At 60.6% G+C, this 24,253-nt stretch carries 19 protein-coding genes; 5 read left to right on the forward strand and 14 right to left on the reverse strand.

The annotated features are described in order from the left end of the window. Window positions 1-116: 116 nt before the first annotated feature. The 3 genes from H3V09_RS05890 (at window position 117) to H3V09_RS05900 (ending at window position 3,765) form a co-directional block, all read left to right on the forward strand. Window positions 117-1,793 (forward strand): putative PEP-binding protein, encoded by a 1,677-nt coding sequence (locus tag H3V09_RS05890; RefSeq protein WP_198191286.1) that lies wholly within the window; start codon window positions 117-119, stop codon window positions 1,791-1,793. Between the two features lie 69 nt (window positions 1,794-1,862). After that, a complete protein-coding gene (locus H3V09_RS05895; protein WP_198191285.1) occupies window positions 1,863-2,726 on the forward strand; it encodes a transketolase in 864 nt (287 codons plus the stop codon). Between the two features lie 58 nt (window positions 2,727-2,784). Next, window positions 2,785-3,765, forward strand: coding sequence for a transketolase family protein (locus H3V09_RS05900; protein ID WP_198191284.1), 981 nt, complete (start codon window positions 2,785-2,787; stop codon window positions 3,763-3,765). Window positions 3,766-3,902: 137 nt separating this feature from the next. On the opposite strand, the gene rho is transcribed toward H3V09_RS05900, so the two are convergent. After that, a complete protein-coding gene (rho, locus tag H3V09_RS05905; protein WP_232339481.1) occupies window positions 3,903-5,777 on the reverse strand; it encodes a transcription termination factor Rho in 1,875 nt (624 codons plus the stop codon). Between the two features lie 222 nt (window positions 5,778-5,999). Here rho and H3V09_RS05910 point away from each other — a divergent pair, with 222 nt between their 5' ends. Continuing rightward, window positions 6,000-6,662: a TetR/AcrR family transcriptional regulator gene (locus H3V09_RS05910; protein ID WP_198191282.1), complete on the forward strand. Its 663-nt coding sequence runs from the start codon at window positions 6,000-6,002 to the stop codon at window positions 6,660-6,662. A 59-nt stretch (window positions 6,663-6,721) separates the two neighbouring features. Here H3V09_RS05910 and H3V09_RS05915 read toward each other — a convergent pair whose 3' ends face one another. The 11 genes from H3V09_RS05915 to rmuC form a co-directional block, all read right to left on the reverse strand. After that, window positions 6,722-8,311, reverse strand: coding sequence for an NAD(P)/FAD-dependent oxidoreductase (locus H3V09_RS05915; RefSeq protein ID WP_110425855.1), 1,590 nt, complete (start codon window positions 8,309-8,311; stop codon window positions 6,722-6,724). A gap of 138 nt (window positions 8,312-8,449) precedes the next feature. Beyond that, a complete protein-coding gene (locus H3V09_RS05920) occupies window positions 8,450-8,764 on the reverse strand; it encodes a DUF2469 domain-containing protein (protein WP_198191281.1) in 315 nt (104 codons plus the stop codon). Next, the gene (locus H3V09_RS05925) at window positions 8,761-9,864 is read right to left on the reverse strand and encodes a GNAT family N-acetyltransferase (RefSeq protein ID WP_198191438.1); all 1,104 of its coding nucleotides are present in this window, start codon (window positions 9,862-9,864) and stop codon (window positions 8,761-8,763) included. The genes H3V09_RS05920 and H3V09_RS05925 overlap by 4 nt, the downstream gene beginning before the upstream one ends. Before the next feature lie 167 nt (window positions 9,865-10,031). Beyond that, window positions 10,032-11,534, reverse strand: coding sequence for an Asp-tRNA(Asn)/Glu-tRNA(Gln) amidotransferase subunit GatB (gene gatB, locus H3V09_RS05930; protein ID WP_046323426.1), 1,503 nt, complete (start codon window positions 11,532-11,534; stop codon window positions 10,032-10,034). A gap of 24 nt (window positions 11,535-11,558) precedes the next feature. Continuing rightward, on the reverse strand, window positions 11,559-13,112 hold the full coding sequence (gene gatA, locus H3V09_RS05935; RefSeq protein ID WP_198191280.1) for an Asp-tRNA(Asn)/Glu-tRNA(Gln) amidotransferase subunit GatA: 1,554 nt from the start codon (window positions 13,110-13,112) through the stop codon (window positions 11,559-11,561). Window positions 13,113-13,116: 4 nt separating this feature from the next. Beyond that, window positions 13,117-13,413 carry an Asp-tRNA(Asn)/Glu-tRNA(Gln) amidotransferase subunit GatC gene (gatC, locus tag H3V09_RS05940; protein ID WP_015022515.1) on the reverse strand — a complete coding sequence of 99 codons (297 nt, stop codon included), beginning with the start codon at window positions 13,411-13,413 and terminating at the stop codon, window positions 13,117-13,119. Between the two features lie 43 nt (window positions 13,414-13,456). Then, the gene (locus H3V09_RS05945) at window positions 13,457-14,446 is read right to left on the reverse strand and encodes an ABC transporter permease subunit (RefSeq protein ID WP_198199041.1); all 990 of its coding nucleotides are present in this window, start codon (window positions 14,444-14,446) and stop codon (window positions 13,457-13,459) included. Continuing rightward, window positions 14,443-15,390: an ATP-binding cassette domain-containing protein gene (locus H3V09_RS05950; protein WP_198191278.1), complete on the reverse strand. Its 948-nt coding sequence runs from the start codon at window positions 15,388-15,390 to the stop codon at window positions 14,443-14,445. The genes H3V09_RS05945 and H3V09_RS05950 overlap by 4 nt, the downstream gene beginning before the upstream one ends. Then, window positions 15,387-16,091, reverse strand: coding sequence for a TrmH family RNA methyltransferase (locus tag H3V09_RS05955; RefSeq protein WP_198191277.1), 705 nt, complete (start codon window positions 16,089-16,091; stop codon window positions 15,387-15,389). The genes H3V09_RS05950 and H3V09_RS05955 overlap by 4 nt, the downstream gene beginning before the upstream one ends. Continuing rightward, complete coding sequence (locus H3V09_RS05960; RefSeq protein ID WP_198191437.1) at window positions 16,088-16,684, reverse strand: orotate phosphoribosyltransferase; 597 nt, start codon at window positions 16,682-16,684, stop codon at window positions 16,088-16,090. Before H3V09_RS05960 ends, H3V09_RS05955 begins: the two co-directional genes overlap by 4 nt. 118 nt (window positions 16,685-16,802) lie before the next feature. Next, on the reverse strand, window positions 16,803-18,155 hold the full coding sequence (gene rmuC, locus H3V09_RS05965) for a DNA recombination protein RmuC (protein WP_198191276.1): 1,353 nt from the start codon (window positions 18,153-18,155) through the stop codon (window positions 16,803-16,805). A gap of 176 nt (window positions 18,156-18,331) precedes the next feature. Here rmuC and H3V09_RS05970 point away from each other — a divergent pair, with 176 nt between their 5' ends. Continuing rightward, window positions 18,332-20,407 (forward strand): P-type ATPase, encoded by a 2,076-nt coding sequence (locus H3V09_RS05970; RefSeq protein WP_198191275.1) that lies wholly within the window; start codon window positions 18,332-18,334, stop codon window positions 20,405-20,407. Window positions 20,408-20,482: 75 nt separating this feature from the next. Here H3V09_RS05970 and clpB read toward each other — a convergent pair whose 3' ends face one another. Both clpB and H3V09_RS05980 read right to left on the reverse strand, forming a co-directional pair. Continuing rightward, window positions 20,483-23,266, reverse strand: a complete 2,784-nt coding sequence (gene clpB / locus H3V09_RS05975) for an ATP-dependent chaperone ClpB (RefSeq protein WP_198191274.1) — start codon at window positions 23,264-23,266, stop codon at window positions 20,483-20,485. 160 nt (window positions 23,267-23,426) lie between these two features. Continuing rightward, window positions 23,427-24,242, reverse strand: a complete 816-nt coding sequence (locus H3V09_RS05980) for a fumarylacetoacetate hydrolase family protein (RefSeq protein WP_121912918.1) — start codon at window positions 24,240-24,242, stop codon at window positions 23,427-23,429. Between the last annotated feature and the right edge of the window lie 11 nt (window positions 24,243-24,253).

Here is a 24,253-nt window from a genome sequence, read left to right on the forward strand (position 1 = left end):
GCAAAAGACCAAGACAGACTTGAATCTGGCTGAAGGCTTACTACCTCTGCCAATGCCGCGAACAAACACAGCGCGTGTTGTCTATTCAACGCCTTCGATCCAATGAGGGAAATGCTATGCGCAACACTACAGAACAATTCGTGTACAAGCTGTCTGAAGGCGATGCCTCCATGCGTGATCTGCTGGGAGGCAAGGGAGCCGGCGTGGCTGAGATGACCAAACTCGGCATGCCTGTGCCCGAAGGTTTCACTATCACCACGCAGGCCTGCAGAAGCCATCTATCCGGATCCAATGACATCAGCCAGGAAATCCACGAGCAGGTGCTGAGCAGTCTGTCCGATCTGGAGAAAGCCACTGGCAAGCGACTCGGGGACGGCGTTAATCCCCTGCTGGTATCGGTTAGATCAGGAGCTCAGTTCTCCATGCCCGGCATGATGGACACCATCCTCAATCTGGGACTGAACGAAGAGGTGGTGCAGGCTCTGATCAGTAAGACCGACAACCCCCGCTGGGCCTGGGACTCCTACCGCCGGTTCATTCAGATGTACAGCAATGTGGTGATGGGCGTGCCCGAGGACGTCTTCGAACAGCGCCTCTCCGAGCGCAAGGCCGAGCGACAGATCAGCGGCGACAACGACCTGGATGCCGAGGACATGGAATGGCTGGCCCACCGTTTTCTGGACGACTACAAGCAGCAGAAAGGCCGCGAGTTCCCGACCGATCCCACCATCCAACTCTTCGAATCCATCAAGGAGGTCAGGGCCAACGCAGACACGCCGCAAGACGCCCGACGCTCACAGGAGCTGGGTGCTGAAGGAATCGGCCTGTGCCGCACCGAGCATATGTTCTTCCAGCCTGATCGCATCGAGGCCATCAGACGGATGATAGTGGCAGCAGACGAAGAAGAACGCCAGGAAGCCCTCGATGCCCTCCTGCCTATGCAACGCGAGGACTTTACCGCCATGTATGAGGCCTTGGGCGGAAGGCCGATGACTGTCAGACTGATCGATCCGCCACTGCACGAATTTCTGCCCAAAACCGCTCAGGCTGTGGAAGCTCTGGCAAAGGCGACCGGGCATACAGCCGAGGAGATCAAAGACACTGCTGACGAACTGACCGAAGTCAATCCCATGCTGGGGCACCGCGGCTCACGCCTGGCAGTCACCTACCCCGCCATCGCCCGCATGCAGACCCGGGCCGTGGTGGAAGCCGCCATCCAGGTCAAGCGCCGACACCCCGACTGGTCCCTTGCACCAGAGATCATGGTGCCTCTGGTCAGCGAGCCGGCGGAATTCGAATATGTCAAGCAGATTGTGGAGGAGACGGCAAACCGTGTCATCAAGGAGTCCGGGCTTCCCATGTACTGCTCGGTCGGAACCATGATCGAAACCCCCAGAGCGGCACTGCTGGCCGGTGATATAGCAGCCGGCGCTGAATTCTTCTCTTTCGGCACCAATGATCTTACCCAGATGACCTTCGGGCTCAGCCGGGACGATGCCGGATCCTTCCTTCAGGACTATTACGACAAGGGGCTTCTGCAGGAGGATCCCTTCTCCCATCTGGACCAAGCGGGAGTCGGCAGGCTGGTTGAGATGGCGGTGAAGTATGGCAAACGCACCCGTCCGAACCTGAAGGTCGGCATATGCGGCGAGCACGGCGGGGATCCCTCCTCCATCGAATTCTGCGAGCGCGTTGGCCTGGACTATGTATCCTGCTCAACCTACCGGGTGCCGGTGGCGAGACTGGCCGCGGCCCAGGCCAGTCTGGGCAGGCATGCGCCCGAACGCAGGTAGGACAGCGATCAGGGAAACCAAACACCGCCGCAATAAGGACCAATCTACAAGAATAGTAAGGAAATCAACATGAACGAAAGCACCGATGCGGACAAGGTCAGAGAACTCAAACAGTTCGCTGGTCGGATCAGACAGGAGACGATCAAGGAGATCTCAGCCTTTGGGACCGGCCACGTAGGGGGATCCCTGTCGATAGCCGACCTTTTGGCCGTCCTGTACGGACAGGAGATGAACATCAAACCCGAGGATCCACAGTGGGCCGACCGGGACTGGTTCGTCCTGTCCAAGGGCCACTGCGCCCCGGCCCTATACGCCACACTCGCCTTGCGCGGATACTTCCCCATGGATTGGTTGAATACCCTCAACCGCAACGGGACCAACCTTCCCAGCCATGCCGACAGACTCAAGGTTCCCGGGGTGGACGTAACCGCCGGGTCCCTGGGTCAGGGGGCCTCAGTAGCCTCCGGCGTTGCCCTGGGACTGAAAATGGATGGTCGGGACAACAAGGTCTATCTGGTCATAGGAGACGGCGAGAGCCAGGAGGGGCAGATTTGGGAGATGGCCCTTTTCGCCGCCCAGCATCGCCTGAGCAATCTGATTGCTTTCATGGACTATAACGGCCTGCAACTGGACGGATACTGCAAGGACATCTGCTCCTTGGGAGATGCCGCAGCCAAGTTCGAGGCTTTTGGGTGGCAGGTCGTTGACGTTCCCGATGGCAATGACGTCCCCTCCATTCTTCAAGCTTTGGAGACAGTCCGCAGCAAGACAGAAAAGGGCGACGACCGACCTTCAATGATCGTGCTTCACACGGTCAAGGGCCTGGGATGGTCCGAAATTGCCGGAACTCCGAAGAGTCATTCAACAACAATCAACGAGCAGCAGCGCGACCAGGCCTTGGCGGAAATCCAAACAATGATGGATGCAGCCTGAGCATGAGAGCCATGTGCGCGAGCCCAATTGCACACGGACAGGTGAAAAAGGAACAGGAATGATAGAACATACTTTGGAAAACGAGAAACAGGAAATGCGACAGGCCTTCTGCCAGTGCCTCCTCGATCTGGCGGCCGACGAGGAGCGTCTGGTTCTGCTGGATGCTGATTTGATGAGTGCCATGGGCACCAAGCCCTTCCAGGAAGCCTACCCCGAACGGACAGTGGACTGCGGTATCCAGGAAGCCAATATGATCGGCACTGCGGTAGGGCTCTCCCTTACCGGCAAAATACCGTTCGCACACACCTTCGCCTCCTTCATGAGCCGAAGGGCCATGGACCAGATATTCATTTCCGGCGCCTACAGCAAGGCCAATGTCAAACTCATTGGCTCCGACCCGGGAATCACCGCCAAGACCAATGGCGGCACCCACATGTCCTTTGAGGATATGGGGATCATGAGGGGCATCCCCACAATGACCGTTCTGGAAGCCACCGACATCACCATGCTGAAATGGATAATGGGTTGGATGGCCCGAACCTACGGCATGCAATACATGCGGTTGGTGCGCAAGCAGTGCGTCAAGATCTACCGGGATGGAACTGATTTTCAAATAGGAAAAGCCGTGCAGGTCATGAATCAGTTCGACGCACAGGCAACCATCATCGCCAGCGGCGTCTGCGTGGCTGAATCCATCAAAGCTGCCCGCACCCTGAGCGATGAAGGCATAGGGGTCCGCATCCTCGACATGTTCACTTGGAAACCATTGGACAATCAGGCTGTGATCGATGCGGCCAAACAGACCGGGGCTATCGTGACCGCCGAGAACCACAATGTCAACACAGGTCTGGGTGCTGCCGTCAGCGAAGCAGTGGCAAGCAGCTGTCCGGTTCCTATCGAATTCATTGGAGTGCACGACCGATTCGGCCAGGTCGGCGACCAGGACTATCTGGCTCAGCAGTATGGAATGACCGCAAAAGACATTGTAGAAGCCGTCAGAAAAGTCGTCGACAGAAAACGCCTGTATCTTCACCGCTGACATCTAAGACGTCACAGAAGCAGAAGAGGGGCAGGGTGTCGGATTGCCGACATCCTGCCCCTTATTGACCTGTGGCTTAACGCGAACTCTAGCCTGCAACCCTGGACCGGGTTGCAAGCACGTTTACCGGATCAGTCCTATTTCTGAGCCAGCATGGACTGGTTGATCGCCGCCAGGAAGTCCCGGTTGGTGGCGGTCTTCTTCAGCCTGGGCACCAGGGTCTGGTAGGCCTGCTCGGTCTCCATGCCGCCCAGTAGGCGACGCAGCCGGTAGACCACAGCCAGCTCCTCGGGTGCGGTAATCAGCTCCTCGCGCCGGGTGCCAGAGGCGTTGATGTCGATGGCGGGGAACATGCGCTTGTCGGCCAAATCCCTGGTCAGCCTCAGCTCCATATTGCCGGTGCCCTTGAACTCCTCGAAAATGACCTCATCCATCTTGGACCCGGTCTCCACCAAGGCCGATGAGATGATGGTCAAAGAGCCGCCGTTCTCGATGTTGCGGGCGGCACCGAAGAAGCGCTTGGGCGGATAGAGGGCCTGAGCATCCACGCCGCCGGAGAGGATGCGTCCGGAGGCGGGAGCCGAGATGTTGTAGGCGCGGGCCAGACGGGTCATGGAATCCAGAAGGACCACCACATCCTGTCCCAGCTCCACCAGGCGCTTGGCACGTTCGATGGCCAGCTCGGCCACGGTGGTGTGATCGCTGGCAGGGCGGTCGAAGGTGGAGGAGATGACCTCGCCCTGAACCGTGCGCTCCATGTCAGTGACCTCCTCGGGCCGCTCATCCACCAGGACCACCATCAGGTGCACCTCGGGGTTGTTGGCGGTGATGGAGTTGGCTATGGACTGCAGGGTCAGGGTCTTGCCGGCCTTGGGCGGCGAAACGATCAAACCGCGCTGACCCTTGCCAATGGGAGCGACGATGTCGATCAGACGACCGGTGATGTTCTTGGGCTGGGTCTCCATCCGCATACGCTCCTGCGGGTAGAGGGGAGTCAGCTTGTTGAAGTGAGGGCGCCCTGCAGCGTCCTCCACGCTCATGCCGTTGATGGTGTCAATGGCCTGAAGAGGAACGAATTTCTGCCGCTGATTGCGATGCTCGCCCTCGCGGGGGGGACGGATGGAGCCATGCACGGCATCGCCCTTGCGCAGGCCGTACTTCTTGACCTGGCCCATGGAAATGTAGACATCGTTAGGGCCGGGCAGGTAGCCGGAGGTACGCACGAAAGCATAGGAGTCCAACACATCCACAATGCCTGCCACGGGGACCAGATCCTCGGGCTTGAAGTTCTCCCTGGGCTCATAGTCACGATCCCGGCCGCTGCTGCGATGGTTGTTGCGGTTGCGTCGGTCGTTGCGATCGTTGCGGTCATTGCGGTCGCCTCGGTTTCGGCGATCATAGCCGTTGTGACGGTAGTCGCGTCCTTCCTCGCCGCGATCCTCATAGCTGCGCCGACGGGGCCGGTCATTCCGTGAAGGCAATGCTGCCAGAATGTCGTCCAAGTTGCGCACTGAACCTGAGCCGGAACCTTCGCGCTCTTCACCATGCTCACGCTCGCTCCGGCCGCGGTTGACGTGGGAGCCTCGGGATGAATCCGTGCTGCGATGACGGCGGCGGGATATGACCACATTTTCCTCGTCGGCCACGGTATGGGGGAAGCGGTTCCGGTGTTCGGTATGACCGCTCTTATGATCGTCAATGCCCAAAACATCGAAGAGGTCTCCGACAGGACTGTCACCCTTATCACCCTTGGATTCCTGGGTTTCCGTGGACTCCTGTCCGCCTTCCGCGGAGGACTTCGCCTCCTGCTTTGTAGGCTGCTGCTGATCGGCGGCCTGGCCTCCCTTGGCCACGGCGGCCGCAGCCTTGGGCTTGCCAACGGTTACTCCCTCAGGGGCCTTGCCACCCGAGCGTGCCGCCTCGATCGTCTCGATCAGGACCGGCTTGCGCATGCCGGAAATACCGCGCAACCCCAGCTGCCTGGCCAATTCCTTGAGTTCGGGCAGCTTCATGGAATGAATATCTTGGCTTGTTGCCACTGTTGTAATGCCTTTCCTTCGCTATGCCTAATTAGGCTAGGCAAATAGCTTGAGAATAGTGCGGGGGTACCGCTCATGAAAATTCGATGCCGACTCGGCTTATCGAACTTCCATAAGCCTACAACGACTGCCCGACCGGTGCAAGGAACAGCCTGCGTGTCCAAATATTCATGGGTAAACCTCTAGACTGGGCATATGAATGATCGATCATCTCTGCGTGAGCAACGGCGGAGCGAATTCGTAACCACCGCCATGCGGGTCTTCGACCGGAAAGGTGCTGCAAACACCTCCCTGCGCGACGTAATCCACGCCATGAACCACGGCAAGGGCGTGGGCATGAGCGTCTTCTATTACTACTTCAAATCCAAGGACGATCTGATAGATGCCTGCGTGCGCACTTACCTGGCCTCCTACGTGGATCATGTGGTCGACATTCTGCATGATTCTGACCTGAACGTTCAAGAGGCGCTGGACGACATCTGCCCGCATCTGATAAGGGCCATCTGGAAGATGGACGTCATCTTCGCGGACAAGGCCAACTGGTACAGCTACCTGAGCACCAATAGCAATGTGATGGAGGGCTTCGTCAGACAGATTATCGACCCTTTGACCAAGGCGCTGGACCGCTGGCTGGATCGGGGCGACCTGCCGCAGACTCCGCTGATCCAAACGGCCGGCACCCGTACTGTGGCCTGGCTGATGGCCGACGGGCTCTCGTCCATCGTCAGCAACGGCAGAGAAGCCGCCGGCCACCCGCAGATCAGAGAGGTGGTCCGCCAACGGGTCCGCGAGAGTGTGGCCTTCTTCTCACAGCTGCTGGGCCTGCCCCTGAAGGCTCCGGCCATCGCCCTGTCGTGATGGCAAAGCCCCCGAACTTTCGATCGGAGGCTTAAAACGAAACGAAAACCGAGGTTTGTCTACTTCTCCTCGTGATAAGACTTCTCGGTATTGACGTTCCAGACGTTGGTCTTGTCGGCACGCCCCGATTTGATGTTGGCCACGGCTTCCATGGATGTGGCCATGGAGTGGTCCTGGTTGTTGTAGTGGTGCTGCCCGTTGCGACCCACGCAGTAGAGGTTGCCGAAGGAGTCCAGCCATTTGACCAGCTCCGGCATCTGGGCGTAGGTATCGAAGTAGGCCGGGTAGGCCTTGACCACCCGCTCCCGGTGGGAATCCAGCACGTCGGCAGGCCCGTTGATGATGCCCATCCGAGTCAGCTCCTTGATGGCGAAGTCAGTCGTCTGCTGATCGCTCATGCTCCAGAAGTCATCACCCTCTTTGCAGAAGTACTCCAGGCCGATCCAGACAGTTCCGTCCACGTTCTTGACCATGTAGGGGCTCCAGTTGTTGAAAATCTGGATGCGGCCCATCTTGTATCCGGGATCCTGCACATAAATCCAGCAGTCGGGAACAATGGGCGGATCACCCAAGGTCTTGATGGAGGTGGTGTTACGGATGCGCAGGTGGCGGACCAGCAGGCCAACGGTCACGAAATCGCGATAGGGCAGCCCCTGAGCCACCCTGACCATTTCCTTGTCGGTGGATGGCTCCTCGTGGGCGATGGCCTCCACCAGGTCCTTGATGGGCATGGAGGAGATGATCTGGTCGGCTTGCAGAGTCACTTCTTTGCCATCAGCGTTGCGATAGATGACACCGGTCATGTGGCCGTCATGCTGGGTCAGTCCGATCACGCGGGCATCGGTGATCACGTGAACCCCGTGCTCCACATTGCGACGCTCCACGGTCTCCCAGAGCTGACCCGGACCCAGCTTGGGGTACCAGAACTCCTCGATCAGGCTGGTTTCGACCTGATGGGCATCGCGCTTCTTGGGCAGCAGCTTCTGGAAGGCGTTCTTGAGCACGCCCATGATGCTGAGCCCCTTGACTCGCTGGGCACCCCAGTCGGCGCTGATCTCGCGGGGATGACGACCCCAAAGCTTTTCGGTGTAGCCCTCGAAGAACATGGAGTAGAGCTTGCGGCCAAAGCGGTTGATATAGAAGTTCTCCAGGTTGTCCTCAGGCAGCTTGTGGACGACGGACTTCAGGTAGCTGAACCCGGCCTGCATGGTCAGCTTGAAGCCCATGGCCCTGAGGGTGTTGAGCGTCAAGGAGATGGGATAGTCGAAGAAGTGGTGATTCCAGTAAATCCTGGAGACGCGGTGACGCTTGAGCATGACCCGGTCGGTCTTCTCCGGATCAGGGCCGCCGGGTTCGAGGTCGTGGTGGCGGCCAAGTTTTTTATCGTCATAGGAGGGCGCGCCCTGCAGAGGCAGGACCTCCTTCCACCAGTCCATGATCCGGTCATCCTTGGAGAAGAACCGATGGCCGCCAATGTCCATGCGATTGCCGTTATGCCGGACCGTGCGGGAGATGCCGCCGAAGGCATCGGTGGCCTCCAGAACAGTGACGTCATAGCGCTCGTCGCCGCCGTCCTTGACCAGTTCCCATGCCGCTGTCAAGCCGGCGGGCCCTCCGCCGATGACAATCACGGACTGCTTGCGCTCCATGCCAACCTCCTGAAAACCGTATGAAATCACCACTACTGTACCTGGCTCGTCCCAGGCCAGAGGCTGCCGAGGGACTTCCCACACGAATTCCCGCCATTGCGTGGAACAAACGTGATGATGCTCGCCCCTGAGCGATATTTAGCCCAACGTATCGGGGATGTCGATATCCGTCTTTTGCACTTCCTCCACATTGACATCTTTAAAGGTGACGATGCGGACATTCTTGACGAACCGGCTGGACCGGTAGACATCCCAGACCCAGGCATCGGTCAGCCGGACGTCGAAGTAGACATCCTGCCCAGCGGACCGGACGTTGAAGTCCACCTTGTTGGCCAGGTAAAATCGCCGCTCGGTCTCGACCACATAGGTGAACAGCTTGATCACGTCCCGGTACTCGCGGTACAGGGCCAGTTCAGCGTTGGTCTCGTAGTTGTCGAGATCCTCAGCACTCATCGACTACCTCCATTCGCGCGATCACGGCCATGACCAAGCGTACGCCACCAAGCACGCTTGGAACGTTTGGCCTCAGCCGACCCATAGGCCCAATCAGATGCCGTATGCTCCTCGCCGGACTGCTCGGCAACAGATTCGTCAGAATCAGGCTTATCCCCGGCATCTGTGACGTCCGTCTGACCAGAGTCTGCCCTCTCATCATTCCTGCTGTCAGATCCTGCATGGTCTTCAGCAGGTTTGTCTGAATGCGGGCCACCTGATGCAGACGAATCCTGAGATGCCGAGGTGGACTCCCCAGGCTCGGACCCGCTTATGCCGCCATTCTCATCCGCCGCGTATCCGTGTGCAACAAGAGCTTCGGCCACACCGGGGTTTTCGCGGATGACATGCATGCCGAAAGCATTCAAAGAACGGATGGGATCATACTCGTCGACCAAAGCGTCCATGACGATCTGATCCTGATACTTGCCGTTCTCGGCATCCCAGAGCGCATCACGGGAGGTACCCGAAATCATGAATCCCAGAGACTGGTATACAGAGATCGAGCGAGTGTTTTTCTCTGGCACAGCCACCCAGATCCGGTGCAGACCCAGACCCGTAGGAGCAGCCGCGTACCCGTAGGTCATGATTCTGGGCATGGCATCCCGGGAGTAGCCACGCCCGCGGAAGTGCCTGCCCAGGACCACCTGGATTCTGGCCGAGCGTGACCAGCCGTCCACGTCGATCAGGAAGATCATGCCGATGACCCCCCTGGTGGCATCAGCATCGGGCGAACCATCCTGGTCGGTGTCCGCATCAGTGACCATGGCCCAAGCCAGGGTGCGGCGGGACTCGGGATCGCCCACGCCCGAATCACGGGCAGCCAGACCCTTGGACCAGGCCACCGATCGACGTACCCAGGCATTGACCACGGCTCGTTCAGCGCTAGGCCCCTTGCCGGTGATGCCGGTGGAATTGTAAAAGGCCTCCAGCTGGTCCATTGCTGTCAGATCGGCGATGACCGCCGGACGCAGGTGCAACATCTCGCCCCGGATGTAGGGAATCTCAATCCGGTCGGGCAGCTGCCTGTTCGCCACGTCGTCAGATCCCTCGGATTGCATTTGCGGTCGGTCATTGCCCCTGCCGCTCATAGACATCACGTCACCTCCATGATCGCCACCTTGCGATGGCAATCAATTGTAATCCCTCGCCCCTGGGAAAACCATGAGAGGCTGGGCAGGTCCGCCGGTCCGAATCCGATGGAACCAGGTCGGCGGACCGGGCGTGGTCAGGATTTAGCGATGCGCTCCATGACGATCTTGCTGACAGCCTTGGCATCGGCCTGGCCCTTGGTGGCCCTCATGACCGCTCCGATAATAGCGCCCATGGGCTTCATATTGCCGCCTTTGAGCTTGGCCACGATGTCCGGGTTGTCCTTAAGGGCCTGGTCGACGGCAGCATCCAGAGCCCCGTCGTCCGAAACCACCTGATAGCCGTGCTTCTTGACGACTTCGCTGGGCTTGCCCTCGCCTGCCAACACGCCGGAGACGGTTTGCTTGGCCAGCTTGTCATTGAGTTTGCCGTCAGCGATCAGCTGCTCCACATCGGCGACATCCTGAGCCGAAATGGGCAGCTCCTGCAGGCTGACCCCACGGGCATTAGCTTCGCGGGAGATCTCGCCCAGCCACCACTTGCGGGCTCCGGCAGCCGTAGCGCCGGCCTTGACCGTATCCTCGATCAGGTCCACAGCATCGGCGTTGACCGCATCCTGCATTTGCCTATCGGTGAAATCCCACTCCTTCTTGAGACGGGCGCGGCGTTCGCGCGGCATCTCCGGCATCTGAGCCTTGAGCTCTTCGATATGATCCTTGGTCACATGGACCATGACCAAATCAGGGTCGGGGAAGTACCGGTAATCGTTGGCATCGGTCTTGACACGGCCGCCCGCCGTGGTCTGTGTGGACTCATCCCAGTGGCGGGTCTCCTGCAGCACCTCCCCGCCGGACTCCAGCAGGGCTGCCTGACGGCGGATCTCGTAGGTCAGCGTCTTCTCGATGCCCTTGAAGGTGTTGACGTTCTTGGTCTCCGACCGGGTTCCCAGAGGGGCGTCCGGCCCGGCGTGCAGGGAGACGTTGACATCGGCGCGCATGTTGCCCTGCTCCATCCGGGCGTGGGAGATGCCCAGTGCCCGGACGATGTCTCGGATGGCCCGGACGTAGGCCCCTGCCACCTCGGGGGTACGCGCCCCGGCGCCCTCGATAGGCTTGGTCACGATCTCGACCAGAGGGACACCAGCACGGTTGTAGTCCACCAGGGAGTGATCGGCACCCTCAATGCGGCCGTCAGCCCCGCCTACGTGGGTGTTCTTGCCGGCATCGTCCTCCACATGGGCCCGCTCGATGGGCACGCGGAAGATGCTGCCGTCGTCCAGCTCCACGTCCAGATAGCCCTCGCCATTCAGGGGCTTGTCATATTGGGAGATCTGATAGTCGCGGGGCATGTCCGGATAGAAATAGTTCTTTCTGGCGAACTGGCTCCACTCATTGACCTTGCAGTGCAGGGCCAGGCCCAGCTTGACCGCATAGTCGATGGCGGTCTTGTTGACCACAGGCAGGCTGCCGGGCAGGCCCAGGGAGACCGGGGTCAGCTGGGTGTTGGGCTCGCCGCCGAACTCGATATGGGCCGGGCAGAAGAGCTTGGTGTTGGTGCAGAGCTCGACATGGACCTCCAGTCCGAACACCGGGTCGTACTTGGCCACGGCATCGGCGTACTTCATCAGTTTTTCAGCCATTGTGATTCCGTTTCCTTCCGATGCCTACTTGTTCGATCCCTGGGCCAGGCCATCCAGCCAGGGGGTGGACAACTTCCGGGAGATGGGTCCGCCCCACTGCTCCTCCAGGGCCGCCTCAAGAGCGGCGGCAGGCCGGTACATGACCTCATCGCGCATCTGGGGGGCAAAGAATTGGAAGCCGACAGGCAGCCCGTCGTCGCTGAGCCCGGCGGGAATCGACATGGCCGGAGTGCCGGCCAGATTGGCAGGAATGGTGGCCACGTCGTTCAGGTACATGGCCAGCGGATCGTCCATCTTCTCGCCGAAACGGAAGGCCGTGGTCGGCGAAGTGGGCGATACCAGGACATCGGCCTGCTCGAAGGCCTTCTCAAAGTCGCGGATGACCAGGGTGCGGACCTTCTGAGCGGAACCGTACCAGGCATCGTAGTAGCCGGCGGAGAGGGCGTAGATACCCAGGATGATCCTGCGCTTGACCTCGTCGCCGAACCCGGCCTCGCGTGTGGCGGCCATCATGTTGGCTGCCGTCTGGGGGACGCCATCGGGAGGCATGACCCGCAGGCCGTAGCGCATGCCATCGTAACGGGCCAGGTTGGAGGAGACCTCAGAGGGCATGATGATGTAGTAAGCAGCCAGCGCGTAGGGGAAGTGCGGGCAGGAGACCTGAACCACCTCGGCGCCCATGGATTCCAGCAGCGAGACAGCCTCATTGAAACGTGCTTCGACACCGGGCTGATAGCCCTCGCCGCCCAGCTCCTTGACCAGACCTACCTTGAGGCCCTTCAGATCGCGCTTCTGACCCTGACGAGCAGCCTGGGCCAGAGGGGGAACCGGCTTGGGAATCGAGGTGGAGTCTCGGCGGTCATACCCACCAATGATCTCCTGCAGCAGGGCGGCATCCAGCACTGACCTGGAGACCGGACCAATCTGATCCAGGGAGGATGCCATGGCGATGGCCCCGAACCTGGAAACACCGCCATAGGTGGGTTTGACACCCACGGTGCCGGTCAGGGACCCGGGTTGGCGAATGGACCCACCAGTGTCGGTGCCCAGGGCCAGCGGAGCCTCAAATGCGCCGACAGCCGAGGCCGAACCGCCGCCTGAACCGCCCGGGACCCGCTCGGTATCCCAGGGGTTGTGTGTGGGCTTGAAGGCCGAGTGCTCAGTGGAAGACCCCTGGGCGAACTCATCCAGGTTGGTCTTGCCCAGAATGGGCATGCCTGCGGCCTTGAGCTTCTTGATGACGGTGGCATCGTAAGGTGGCACCCAGCCCTCGAGAATCTTGGAAGCAGCCGTAGTGGGAATGCCCTTGGTGACGATCATGTCCTTGATGGCAATGGGAACGCCGGCCAGTTCCGGCAGTCCTTCGGTGCCTTCATGGGCCATGCACTTATCGAAAGCGTCAGCCTGCTCCAGGGCCTGATCAGCGCTGACCTGCAGAAATGCATCAATGCTGGGCTCGGCGGCTTCGATCACATCCAGATGAGCCTGAACCAGCTCGCGGCTGGAGACCTGCCCCGACCGCAGCTGTGCGGCCATGTCGGAGGCGGATTGTTTGACCAATTCTTCCTGTGCACTCATCGTCTCACTCCTCACCCAGAATGCGCGGGGCCACAAACATACCGGACTCAGTTACCGGCGCCCCCGAAAGGGCAGCCTCCTGGGTCAGCGGCTCTTCAGCCTCATCGGGCCGCAGATAGGCCTCCAGGGGAATGGGGTTGGCAGTGGGGGGCACATCATCGCCGGCCACCTCCTGGACCTTGGTGATGGAATCGGCGATCACGTTGAGTTCGCCCTTGAGGCGGTCGGCCTCCTGATCGGTCAAGGCAATACGGGCCAGATCGCCCAAGTGCTTGATCTCTTCACGTGTAAAAGTTGGCATACCACTTATCATATGGGTGCTCTATGACACGCAGAAGACAGGGTCAACCGATGTCTGCGCGCCGGAAGACCAGGGTTCCCAGCGCACAGCATAGGGCTGTCCAGACCATCATGATCAGGCCGGCCTGCCACCAGGTGGGCCACCATCCGCGACCTGCTTCTGCCGTCCGGCCCAGGCCCGAGAGGAAGGTGACCAGCAGGCTGGTTGGGGTCAGCCTGAAGGGAATCTGCAGCCAGCCAACATGAGGGATCACACCCCGCAGGAGACCCAGAATCAATGGCAGGATCAAGGTCAGTCCAAGAAACAAGCCGATCCCACCGGCCTTGGATCGGCTCAAGGCTCCCAGGCCTAGACCCATCAAAGCGAAGAGGACCAGCATGAGCGGGCCGCCCAGCAAATCAATCAGGACCAGCCCAGGCCTGGATGCAGACGAGGTGCCGGATCTGACTGATAGAAGCAGGGTCGCCAGTATCCAGCTGAGTAGCAGGCCCACCTGTGCCGCCAGCCAAGTCAGCAAGGCCAGAACAAAACCCTTGGCCATGAGGACCATGCCCCGACGAGGATTGGCCGTCAGCGTGCTCTCAATGGTGGCGCCGGAAAATTCACGCGTAAGGGCCAGAACCCCCAGAACACCCGCCACGATCATGGCCGGAAACAGACCAGCTGCGACGGCCGACCAGAAAACGTCACTGGAGGCAGGCATGAGGTGGGCCGGGTATTGGCTGGCCTGTCGCCCCAGGTCAGCCAATACCCGGGGCGCACAAGCCATCAGGCCAGTGGTCAACGGCTGCAAGAGCATGACGATCAGCAGCAGAACCCAGGTCGATCGCAGGGAGAACATCTTGCGCAGCTCCCCTCGGACCGCCCCGGAAAGGGTCAAGCGACCGGATGGCCGATGCAAATCCATGAAGGACAGCCCCGAGGTCCGACGCAACCTGGTAAAAGCGGAGCCATGCCGTGGAGTTGCGTAATCAAGCCCTGCGGGTGCCTCTCGCCGACTACGACGAGCCCGACGACCGTTGTCAGCACTCACAGTCGTGCCTCTGAATCACTCTGCCGCGCGCCCCTTCTCCCGTGGATGATGTCCTTGTAGGCCTGTTCCAGGGAAACTTCCTCCTGCTGGAAATCGTAGAGAACCACACCCTCCTGGGCCAGAATCGAGGCTGTGGACGCCAAGGGCGCACCCTGGATGCGGAAGCGGGCGGCATCTGGTGGACAGTTCTCGTCTGCCGGCAGACGAGTGATGCTGATCCCGGCAGCCGTTGCCAGGGCGGCCTTTAATTGGTCGGGCTGCGGCGTCACCGCATAGATGGAGTCACGGGAGTGCTCGCCGATGAACCGGGCCACGGTCGTTCTCTCCAGTATCTGTCCCTTGGCGATGATGACCAGATCGTCAGCGATTTCAGCCAACTTGTTTATCTTACGGGAGCTTAGGAGGACTGCCTTTCCCTGTGAGGCAAGGCTGTGCCAGATGCCCCTCACCCTCTCGGCTCCCTCCGGATCCAGTCCATCAAAGGAATCATCCAGAACCATGTTGCGTGGGTCACCCAAAAGGGCTCCGGCCAGGGCCAGCCGCTGACTCATCCCCAAAGAAAAAGAACCCGTCGATCTATCGGCGACCGATTGCAGGCCAACCATCTCCAGTACCTGGTTCACCCGACGCTGATCGATGCCATTGACTGCAGCCAAGGCCAGCAGGTGGTTCCTGGCATTGCATGCAGGATGGGCATTACGTGGATTCAGTACTGCTCCTACTGTCCGCATGGGCGATGAGAGCCGGACGAAAGGCTGGCCGTCGAACAGGGCTCTGCCTGAGTCAGGACGAACCAGTCCTAGAGCGATGCGCAGTGTGGTCGACTTGCCAGCGCCTTTAGGCCCCACAAACCCGGTCACCCGACCGTCTCTTGCCGTGAAGGAAACACGGTCCAGTGCTTTGCGAGAGCCGAAACGCTTGGTCAGTGAGTCGATGACAATCATGGACCCGCCACCTCCGCATGCTGGCAGATCCAGGAGTGCATGGCCACGGCAGCCGCAGCCCCCGCGTTGATGGATCGCACCGATCCAAACTGGGAGATGTAGACCACATCGTCGGCCAACTCCAAGGCCTTCTCGGAGAGCCCCGGCCCCTCGGCGCCGAACATGAGCAGGCAGCGACGAGGGAAGCTATAGGTCTCCATGGGAACGGCCCCAGGGACGTTGTCGATGGCGATCATACGGGGCATGGACTCCCCCTGCCCGGCTGCCTCTTCTCGCAAGGTGGCCGTCATGGTTGCTATGTCGGGGTCGTGGACCACGTGCTGGTAGAGCTCGGTCATCAGGGAGCCTTTGCGGTTCCATTTGTGAGGACCAACTATATGGACGCGGCGGGCGGCAAAGGCATTGGCGGTTCTGACCATGGAGCCGATATTGAAGTCGTGTGTCCAGTTCTCCACAGCCACCTCGAAATCATGGCGGCCCCGGCGATCCAAGTCGTCCCGAATAGCCTCGACCTTCCAGTAGCGGTACTGGTCCAGGACGTTGCGGCGGTCCCCCTGATCCAGCAGTTCACGGTCATAGCGCGGGTCTATCGGAAGGGGCTGCTCAGGATGCTCTTCCTGCCAGGGGCCCACCCCCACTTGCCGGAAGACCGGCTCATCCGAGGCCATGGCCGCTCGGGTGACTGGATCAGGCTCCCTCATGATCGCTCCGGCGAACCGTCGGCAGTGTCGGTGAACTGATCCTCCTGGTAGGCGCAGATGAAGGGCAGCTGCTGCCGGGATCCGTCCACCGGATCGACCACCTGAATGCTACCGTCTGTCCGGCCGCCCACCAGCGAAGCGATAGCCAGCGTCTTCGCGCCCTGGCGCTGAATGATCCCGCAGTCAAGATTGAGCTCGTTATTCTTGCCCAAGGTAACCAGGGATGAAGTCTGCACATAGGATTTCCGGCCTAGCCAGGCATCCAGCAGGATGACCCGCCTGCCTTCGATGGATGGGCCCTTGATGGAGGGGTAGACGAAGTCCATGACGAAGGCATCCAGATCCTGCCCTCGCGAGGCCGCGGCATGAAGCATGGCATCAGCCAGTGGCACGGCAGCGGCGGTCAGAGCCCCGACCGCATCGAAGTCGTCGACTGAATAGCCCGCATCCTCCAGGGTGTCCAGAAGAACGTGTCCGGCAAGTTCGGCCCCGCGGTGGTGGAAGGTGACCCCGCTCAGCTCGGTGAAGGGACGCCCGCCGATCTCCTGGGCCAGGAGTTCGCGCAGCTGATCGACCGGCTCAGGCAGGTCCATGTCGGATTTGCGCCCGACCAGATCAGGCGACCCAGTGGGCCTGAAGGATGAACCCGCTTGTCTCTTCGATGCCTCGTTCATGCTTATCAGACTAGCGCCGGAGGCCCCTAAGCGGCACTCACTGCCCTTGGTCGGGCAAAACTTCCGGCGCGGTCAGCTCCCTGATATTGCCCTTGTCTGAATCGATCATGTCGACCGAATCGATGACCTTGGAAGGGTCCATCTGCTGCAGCTTGCGGGCGGTAACCAGAACCCGCGATTCCAAAGAGGATGCGAACTTGTTGTAAGCGGTCACTGTGGCAGTGATGGAACGGCCCAGTTTGTTGGCCCGATCGCCCAGGACCACAAAGCGGTCATAGAGCTCGTGGGTCAACGTGAATAGGGTGCGGGCGTCCTCGGACAGGTTCTGCTGCTGCCAGGCATAGGCCACCGACTTGAGCACAGCCCAGAGGGTCACTGGCGAGGTCAGAGCCACCTTTTGGGCAAAGGCATCATCCATCAGGGTGGGATCCACCTCCAGAGCGGCCTGCAGAAGGGAGTCATTGGGGATGAAGGCCACCACGAAGTCCGGGGCCGTTTCGAAGGCGTTCCAATACTCCTTGTCAGCCAGGGCCTTGACGTGCTCGCGTAGGGCACGGGCATGCGCCTTGAGCAGCTCGTCCCGGCGGCGCAACTCGTCATCCGAAGCAGTGTCGGGGATCTCGCAGGCCCGCTGATAGTCGGAATAGGGGGCCTTGGCGTCAATAGGAATAGTCTTGCCGCCGGGCAGGTGGACCACCATATCGGGGCGCAGAACGCGACCATCCGAGGCCGTGACCACAACCTGAGTGTCGAAGTCCACATGCTCCAAGAGCCCCGCCGACTCGACGATATTCCTGAGCTGAGCCTCTCCCCAGGCGCCGCGCACCTTGTTGTTGCGCAGAGCCGAAGCCAGAGAGCTGGTCTCCTTGTCCAGCCGCCCCTGCTGCTCACCCAGACTCTTCAGCTGCTGCCCCAAGGAACCCATCTCCTGCTTGCGACCCTCCTCGATTTGGGCCACCTTATGCTGGAGGGCATCCAGATTCTTCTGCACGGGAGCCAGGGCCGAGAGCACCTTGCTCTCCTCCTCCATGCTCTGAGCCTGTCTGCGCCGCTTCTCCTCCTCCTGAGCCTGTGTACGGCGGCGCTCCTGCTCGATTCTAATTTGCTCGGCCTGCTGGGCCTGGGCCAGCTGGGACTTGACAAAGGAGAGCTCGCGGTTCAGGCCGTCCACCTTGGTCCGCGCCTCCACCAGAGCCGCCTCGGATCCGTGAAGCCTGTCCTGAGCCTGGTCCAGCTGCGAACGCAACTCATCCACCTGGCCGTCAGACCCCGTGCCAACGGCCCTTCGACCCTGGGCCCGACCCAGCGCATATCCGGCCAATCCTCCCAGGACCATACCGATCAGCAGGAGAAGCACAACCATGACTACCGATGACGTAGAATCGAACATATGTTCTAGTAAACCTCCACGACTGGACCCGAAAGTCAGATCGGCACAGCAGGCTGTCGGCGATAATTCGAGAATTCGTTTTTTCCGCAAGGAATCGGCCTTAAGACCAGTGCCGAACCGCAATAACGGGCAGAATAGGAAATATTGAGGGGTTGGAGCAAGACCGAAGGAGATCCGTGGGTATCGATATCTTCCTGGCGATAGCCGATCTGGTCGTGGCCTGTGCGGTCACCTGGCTGATCATCTGGTACTTCCTTATGCCTTCGGCTCATGTCAGCGACCAAGATGCAGGCGCAGACTCCCCGGCCAACCGACCCTGGCGCGATCCCGAGGATTGGGGCAAATGGGGGGCCGATCTGGACTCTCGCAGCCACCGTCTGCTCAGGCCTACCATCATTAGCGCCCTGCTGACCGCACCAGTTTTGGTTCTAGATCTGTTTGATCGCTTCGGCCCCGAACTGATTCCCTCCTGGCTGACCAGCCCCTGGGTCCAGGCCATTCTGATAACCCCAGTCATCTTCTATTGCGGCCGTGGAATACTCATGGACGGGTGGAAGTCCATGACCGAGCACCGCTGCAGCCCCGATCTTTTGGCCATGCTGGCCACAAGCCTGGCCTACCTGTACAGCCTGGCCACCTGCCTGGCCGGGTCCCTGTTGCCGGAGGGCTCCCGATCCCCATACTTCGATCTGATCGGCGTAGTCATCACCCTCCTATTGCTGGCCCGGGTCATCGGCACCAGAATGGAAGCCTCCCTTGTGGCCTCTTTGAACCATCTAACAGAAATCCGACCAGCCTCAGGCCTGGTGGCTGATCCCGAGCATCCGCAGACAGTCCCCGCCCAGATTCTTGCACGTGACCGGATTCGCCCAGGCGATTTGCTTCTGGTGCGCACAGGAGAGCGCCCAGCCGCGGACGGGGTTGTGGAGTCGGGGTCGGCCCTGGTGGACGACAGCGAGCTGACCGGCGGCGACCGACCCCGGCCTTGCGGACCCGGCGACCGGATCCTGGCCTCCAGCAAGATTCTGGAAGGTCGACTGTCCATCCGCGTGGATGCCGCCGGCGACAACACCTATGCAGCCAGACTCGTGAAGATCATCCCCCAGGCCCTGGTCGAACGCTCCCCCGCCATGCGCAGAATGGATCGGATTGTCAACACAGCCATCGCCCTGATCATGATCCTGGCTGTCTGGACCTTCATGCTCTGGCTCATGCTGGGACCGCAACCCCACCTGGCCCACGCTGTAGGCAATGCGGTCTGCGTACTGACCATCGCCTGTCCCGCTGTCGCAGCCATGACCATCCCCATGGCCTTCCGAACCAGCTTGGAGACCGGCCTGGCCCACGGTCTGCTCTTCACTTCACCAAGAGCCATGAACCACCTGGGCCGGGTGCGCACGCTGATTCTGGACGACTCCTCTCTGCTGGATCCCGACGACTCGGAGAGCCAGGGTGTCCACGCGGAATCCCTGACCCGTACCGCCACCCATCTGCGCTCCCTGCGAGTGAGCAGCCTGATTCTGGATGGAAGCCGCCACCCGGATGACAGGATTGAGCGGGCAGCCCGTCAGGCGGGCGTGGATATGCTGATCACCCGACTGACCCCCGAACGCAAGCGCGAGTGCATGGATCGTCTCAACCACGACCTGACCCGGACCAGCAGAGGTGTTCCAGCGGATCGGACTGGTCAAGACACCGCATCCGCCGGGGAGCAGGGCCGAACCAGCCTGGTGGCTCTGGCAGCTGGTACTACAGCGGATCCCAAGCTGGTGGCCAGGGCTCAGGTGAGCATCACTTTGGGTCCAAAACTTCAGGCTGACACAGACGATGCCACGGACGACATTGACCTGCCGCACCCGGATCTGATCCTGCACCAAGGCGACCTTGACGGGACAGGCAGGGCCATTGAACTGAGTCGGGCCACCACCCAGGTCATCAGGCAGAACCTGACCTGGTCCACTGTCTACAACGTCATCGCCCTGGCCATTGCCACCGGAATCTGCCAACCCTTCTTGGGCTGGATGCTCAACCCCATGATTGCAGCAGTAACAGGGGCCCTGTCCACCATCCTTGCCATGCTCAATGTTCGTCGACTGCATCGGCTGCAGCACCTGCGCCGTCGCTGGTTGCACCTCGCCCTGATCGATACAGACCAGCTTCCGACTGTAGCGGCACGGCGCCCTCAGGTCATCGTTGACAGCCAGTGGGAATCCATGCAAGAGGGCAAAGATCCGGCGGCCGCTATGGACTGAATCCACAGAGCACAGCACGTGGTACAAAAAGGGTCGACACCCGGGATTATCTCGGGTGTCGACCCTTAATTGATCTCAGTGAGACTGGACCTGACCCTGATCGTCGCCACGAGCGGCATGACGGCCACGACCACCGTCGCGTCCGTCATCGCCAGCATCAGCATCGGCATCGCCATCAGCTGTCACGTCGTTGACCGTGACCGAATCATCGACCAGATTCTCAGTGGGCCAAGCGGTCAGCTCCAGGTGGTCGCCGCCGGTCTGATCCACCAGGACCGTGTCGCCGTCGTGAACCTTGCCAGCCAGCAGCATCCTGGCCAGCTGATCGCCCACCTCGGTCTGGACCAGCCGACGCAAGGGCCGAGCGCCGAAGGCCGGATCATAGCCCATGTTGGCCAACCACTCCCTAGCGGAGTCGGTGACGTCAAGGGTGATGCGCCGGTCGGTCAGCCGCTGGGCCACCTGCTTGACCTGGATGTCCACAATGGAACCCAGCTCGTCGCGGGTCAGCGGGTGGAAGATGACCAGATCGTCCAACCGGTTGATGAACTCGGGCTTGAAGTTGGCATGCACCGCGTCCATAACGGCCTTGCGCTTGCCCTCCTCATCCAGGTCGTCCCGGACCAGGAACTGCGAGCCCAGGTTGGAGGTCATGATCAGAATGGTGTTCTTGAAATCCACCGTCCTGCCCTGGCCATCGGTCAGCCGACCGTCATCCAAAACCTGCAGCAGCAGGTCGAAGACCTCAGGGTTGGCCTTCTCCACCTCGTCGAAGAGGACCACCGAGTAGGGCCGCCTACGGACGGCTTCGGTCAGCTGGCCACCCTCCTCATAGCCCACGTAGCCGGGAGCAGCACCAATCAGCCGGGAGACCGAGGCCTTCTCCATGTACTCTGACATGTCGATGCGGACCATGGCCTTCTCGTCGTCAAAGAGGAAGTCAGCCAAAGCCTTGGCCAGCTCCGTCTTGCCCACGCCGGTGGGACCCAGGAACATGAAGGATCCTGTAGGCCGATCGGGATCGGCAATGCCGGCACGCGAGCGCCGAACCGCGTCGGATACCGCGTGGATGGCCTCCTGCTGGCCGACAACCCGCTTGCCCAGGTAGTCCTCCATATGCAGAAGCTTCTCATTTTCGCCCTCCATGAGCCGTCCCACAGGGATACCGGTCCAGTCCGAAACGATCTCCGCTACGGAATCCGCATCAACATGGTCAGGAACCATGGGCTCCTGGGCCGGACCTCCGGCGATGTCAGCCCCATCGGGACCCGCGTCATTGGCGGCGTTCTTGGCCTGCTCGGCCGCGTTCTCCGCCTGGGCCAGCTGCTTACGAATGCCGGGGATCTCCCCGTAGAGGATGCGGGAAGCCTTCTCCAGGTCGCCCTCGCGTGTGGCCTTGTCAGCCTCGACCCGCTTGGCATCCAGCTGGGCACGCAGATCACCGACCTTGTTGTGGCCGGCCTTCTCGTTCTCCCAACGAGCCTTGAGGCCACCCAACTTCTCGCGAGAGTCCGCCAGCTCGGCCTGCAGCTTGCTCAGACGGTCCTTGGAGGCTGGGTCATCGGCCTTCTTCAGCTGCATCTCCTCCATCTCCAGACGGGTGACGCGACGTTGAAGCTCGTCGATTTCCTCAGGCTGGGAATCCAGCTCCATCCTCAGGTGGGCAGCGGCCTCGTCAACCAGGTCGATGGCCTTGTCTGGCAGCTGACGACCCGAGATATACCGGTTGGACAACGTAGCTGCCGCCACCAGGGCATCATCCCCGATGGTCACCTTGTGGTGAGCCTCGTAACGCTGCTTGAGACCACGCAGGATGGCCACGGTATCCTCCACGGAGGGCTCGCCCACGAAGACCTGCTGGAAGCGGCGCTCCAGAGCCGGGTCCTTCTCGATGTTCTCACGGTACTCATCCAGGGTGGTGGCGCCGATCAAGCGCAGTTCTCCCCTGGCCAGCATGGGCTTGAGCATGTTGCCTGCGTCCATGGATCCTTCGGCAGCACCAGCACCGACAATGGTATGGATCTCATCAATAAAGGTGATGACCTGACCGTTGGCGCTCTTGATCTCGTTGAGAACAGCCTTGAGTCGTTCCTCGAATTCGCCACGGTACTTGCTGCCAGCCACCATGGAGCTCAGGTCCAGGGAAATCAGCCTCTTGCCTTGCAAAGTTGTGGGCACATCACCGGCCACGATGCGTTCGGCCAGACCCTCGACCACGGCTGTCTTGCCCACACCGGGCTCACCGATAAGGACAGGATTGTTCTTGGTCCGCCGGGACAGGATCTGCATGACACGACGAATCTCCTGATCCCTGCCGATGACCGGGTCCAGCTTGCCCTCCTTGGCCTGGGCGGTCAGATCGGTGGAGTACTTCTCCAGGGCCTTGTAAGTGCCCTCGGCATCCGGGCTGGTCACCTTGGCACCGCCGCGCACCTGGGGCACGGCCTTACGCAGGGTATCGGCCTGCAGACCGTTCCGGTTCAGAATATCGGCGGCCTGCGAGGGACCCTGGGCGATTGCGATAAGCAAATGCTCGGTGGACACGTATTCGTCCCCCATGGCCTGCATTTCCTTCTCTGCCTGAGCCAAGGCCATGCTGAGCTGGCGGCTGGCATCGGGCTGCGATGCCGTGGATCCGCTGGCCGACGGCAGAGCCACCAGGGCCTGACGGACCTCGGCTCCGACCCGTTGGCTGTCACCACCAGCGGCTTGAATCAGTCCAGGCACCACTCCGGACTGCTGACGCAGCAGGGAGTCCAACAGATGGAGCACATCCACCTGGGGATTGCCGGCCGCCGAGGCCGACTGGATCGCATCGCCTATGGCCTGCTGAGCCATGGTGGTGAAGTTTTCGTTCATAGAGCATCCTCCAACATTCTTCGGCGGGGCCAGCCGAATCATTCGACCAGACCCCGTCACGGGTTCATCTGCCTTCTACAACAGCGAAAGGAGGATGCCTATTCCCAAACTTGAGCCTAAATGACTCAAGTTTTTATATCGCTTGTTTTCCTGCTATTCGCTACTCGTCGATGACCACATTGCGCAGGTATCCGATTCCCTCAACCTGAACCGTGGCCTCGTCTCGGTTTTTCAGGGAACCTGTGGCGTGCGGCGTGCCGGTCATGATGACATCGCCGGGCAGCAGGGTGGCGAAGCTGGAGATGAAGGCGATCTGCTCAGGAATGGAGTGGATCAGGTTAGCGGTGGTGCCGCTGGCCTCAGGCACCTCTTCCCCGTTGAGTTTGAAGGAAATCTTCGCATCACGATAGTCCAGGTCGGTCTCGATCCACGGCCCGAGGGGACAGGCGGTATCAAAACCCTTGCAACGGGTCCACATAGGATCGTTCTTCTGCAGGTCACGCAGGGTTACGTCATTGACACAGGTGTAGCCCAGCACATAGTCCATAGCCTCGTTGACGCTCACCTTCCGCGCCATCCTGCCCATGACGACGGCAACCTCAGGCTCATAGTTCATGTCCTTGCTGTAAGAGGGCTTGACGATGGGGTCGTCAGGGCCGATGACCGAGGTGGAGGGCTTCATGAAGAGCATGAGATTCTCCGGAGGCTCCGGATTCGAGGACTGGCCATGTTCGGCCATGTAGGCGGCATGGGCGCGGTAGTTCTTGGCCGCTCCGTAGATCTTGGAGGGGATGACCGGGGCCAGCAGCCGCACATCCTCGTCGTCCAGAGGGTAGCGCTGACCGGTGGGCTCGACCTGCTGGCCGGTCAGGGGGTAGCCGCTCAACTCGACCAGATAGTCCTTGCCGTCCTGCTTGTCAGTTTGGACAAAAGCGTATCGTGGGGTGTCCTTGTAGGAAAAACGCGCGATTCTCATAGGGCACAGTC

The organism is Bifidobacterium sp. M0399, from assembly GCF_016100595.1.
In the GTDB taxonomy this organism is placed as follows: domain Bacteria; phylum Actinomycetota; class Actinomycetes; order Actinomycetales; family Bifidobacteriaceae; genus Bombiscardovia; species Bombiscardovia polysaccharolytica.

Coding starts and splice junctions, on each gene's coding strand:
- H3V09_RS05980 (WP_121912918.1), bottom strand. CDS start 24,242: ATGAGAATCGCGCGTTTTTCCTACAAGGACACCCCACGATACGCTTTT.
- gatA (WP_198191280.1), bottom strand. CDS start 13,112: ATGAGTGCACAGGAAGAATTGGTCAAACAATCCGCCTCCGACATGGCC.
- H3V09_RS05925 (WP_198191438.1), bottom strand. CDS start 9,864: ATGCAATCCGAGGGATCTGACGACGTGGCGAACAGGCAGCTGCCCGAC.
- H3V09_RS05910 (WP_198191282.1), top strand. CDS start 6,000: ATGAATGATCGATCATCTCTGCGTGAGCAACGGCGGAGCGAATTCGTA.
- clpB (WP_198191274.1), bottom strand. CDS start 23,266: ATGAACGAAAACTTCACCACCATGGCTCAGCAGGCCATAGGCGATGCG.
- H3V09_RS05900 (WP_198191284.1), top strand. CDS start 2,785: ATGATAGAACATACTTTGGAAAACGAGAAACAGGAAATGCGACAGGCC.
- H3V09_RS05920 (WP_198191281.1), bottom strand. CDS start 8,764: ATGAGTGCTGAGGATCTCGACAACTACGAGACCAACGCTGAACTGGCC.
- rho (WP_232339481.1), bottom strand. CDS start 5,777: ATGAAGCTGCCCGAACTCAAGGAATTGGCCAGGCAGCTGGGGTTGCGC.
- gatC (WP_015022515.1), bottom strand. CDS start 13,413: ATGCCAACTTTTACACGTGAAGAGATCAAGCACTTGGGCGATCTGGCC.
- H3V09_RS05955 (WP_198191277.1), bottom strand. CDS start 16,091: ATGAGGGAGCCTGATCCAGTCACCCGAGCGGCCATGGCCTCGGATGAG.
- H3V09_RS05960 (WP_198191437.1), bottom strand. CDS start 16,684: ATGGACCTGCCTGAGCCGGTCGATCAGCTGCGCGAACTCCTGGCCCAG.
- H3V09_RS05890 (WP_198191286.1), top strand. CDS start 117: ATGCGCAACACTACAGAACAATTCGTGTACAAGCTGTCTGAAGGCGAT.
- gatB (WP_046323426.1), bottom strand. CDS start 11,534: ATGGCTGAAAAACTGATGAAGTACGCCGATGCCGTGGCCAAGTACGAC.
- H3V09_RS05895 (WP_198191285.1), top strand. CDS start 1,863: ATGAACGAAAGCACCGATGCGGACAAGGTCAGAGAACTCAAACAGTTC.
- H3V09_RS05915 (WP_110425855.1), bottom strand. CDS start 8,311: ATGGAGCGCAAGCAGTCCGTGATTGTCATCGGCGGAGGGCCCGCCGGC.
- H3V09_RS05950 (WP_198191278.1), bottom strand. CDS start 15,390: ATGATTGTCATCGACTCACTGACCAAGCGTTTCGGCTCTCGCAAAGCA.
- rmuC (WP_198191276.1), bottom strand. CDS start 18,155: ATGTTCGATTCTACGTCATCGGTAGTCATGGTTGTGCTTCTCCTGCTG.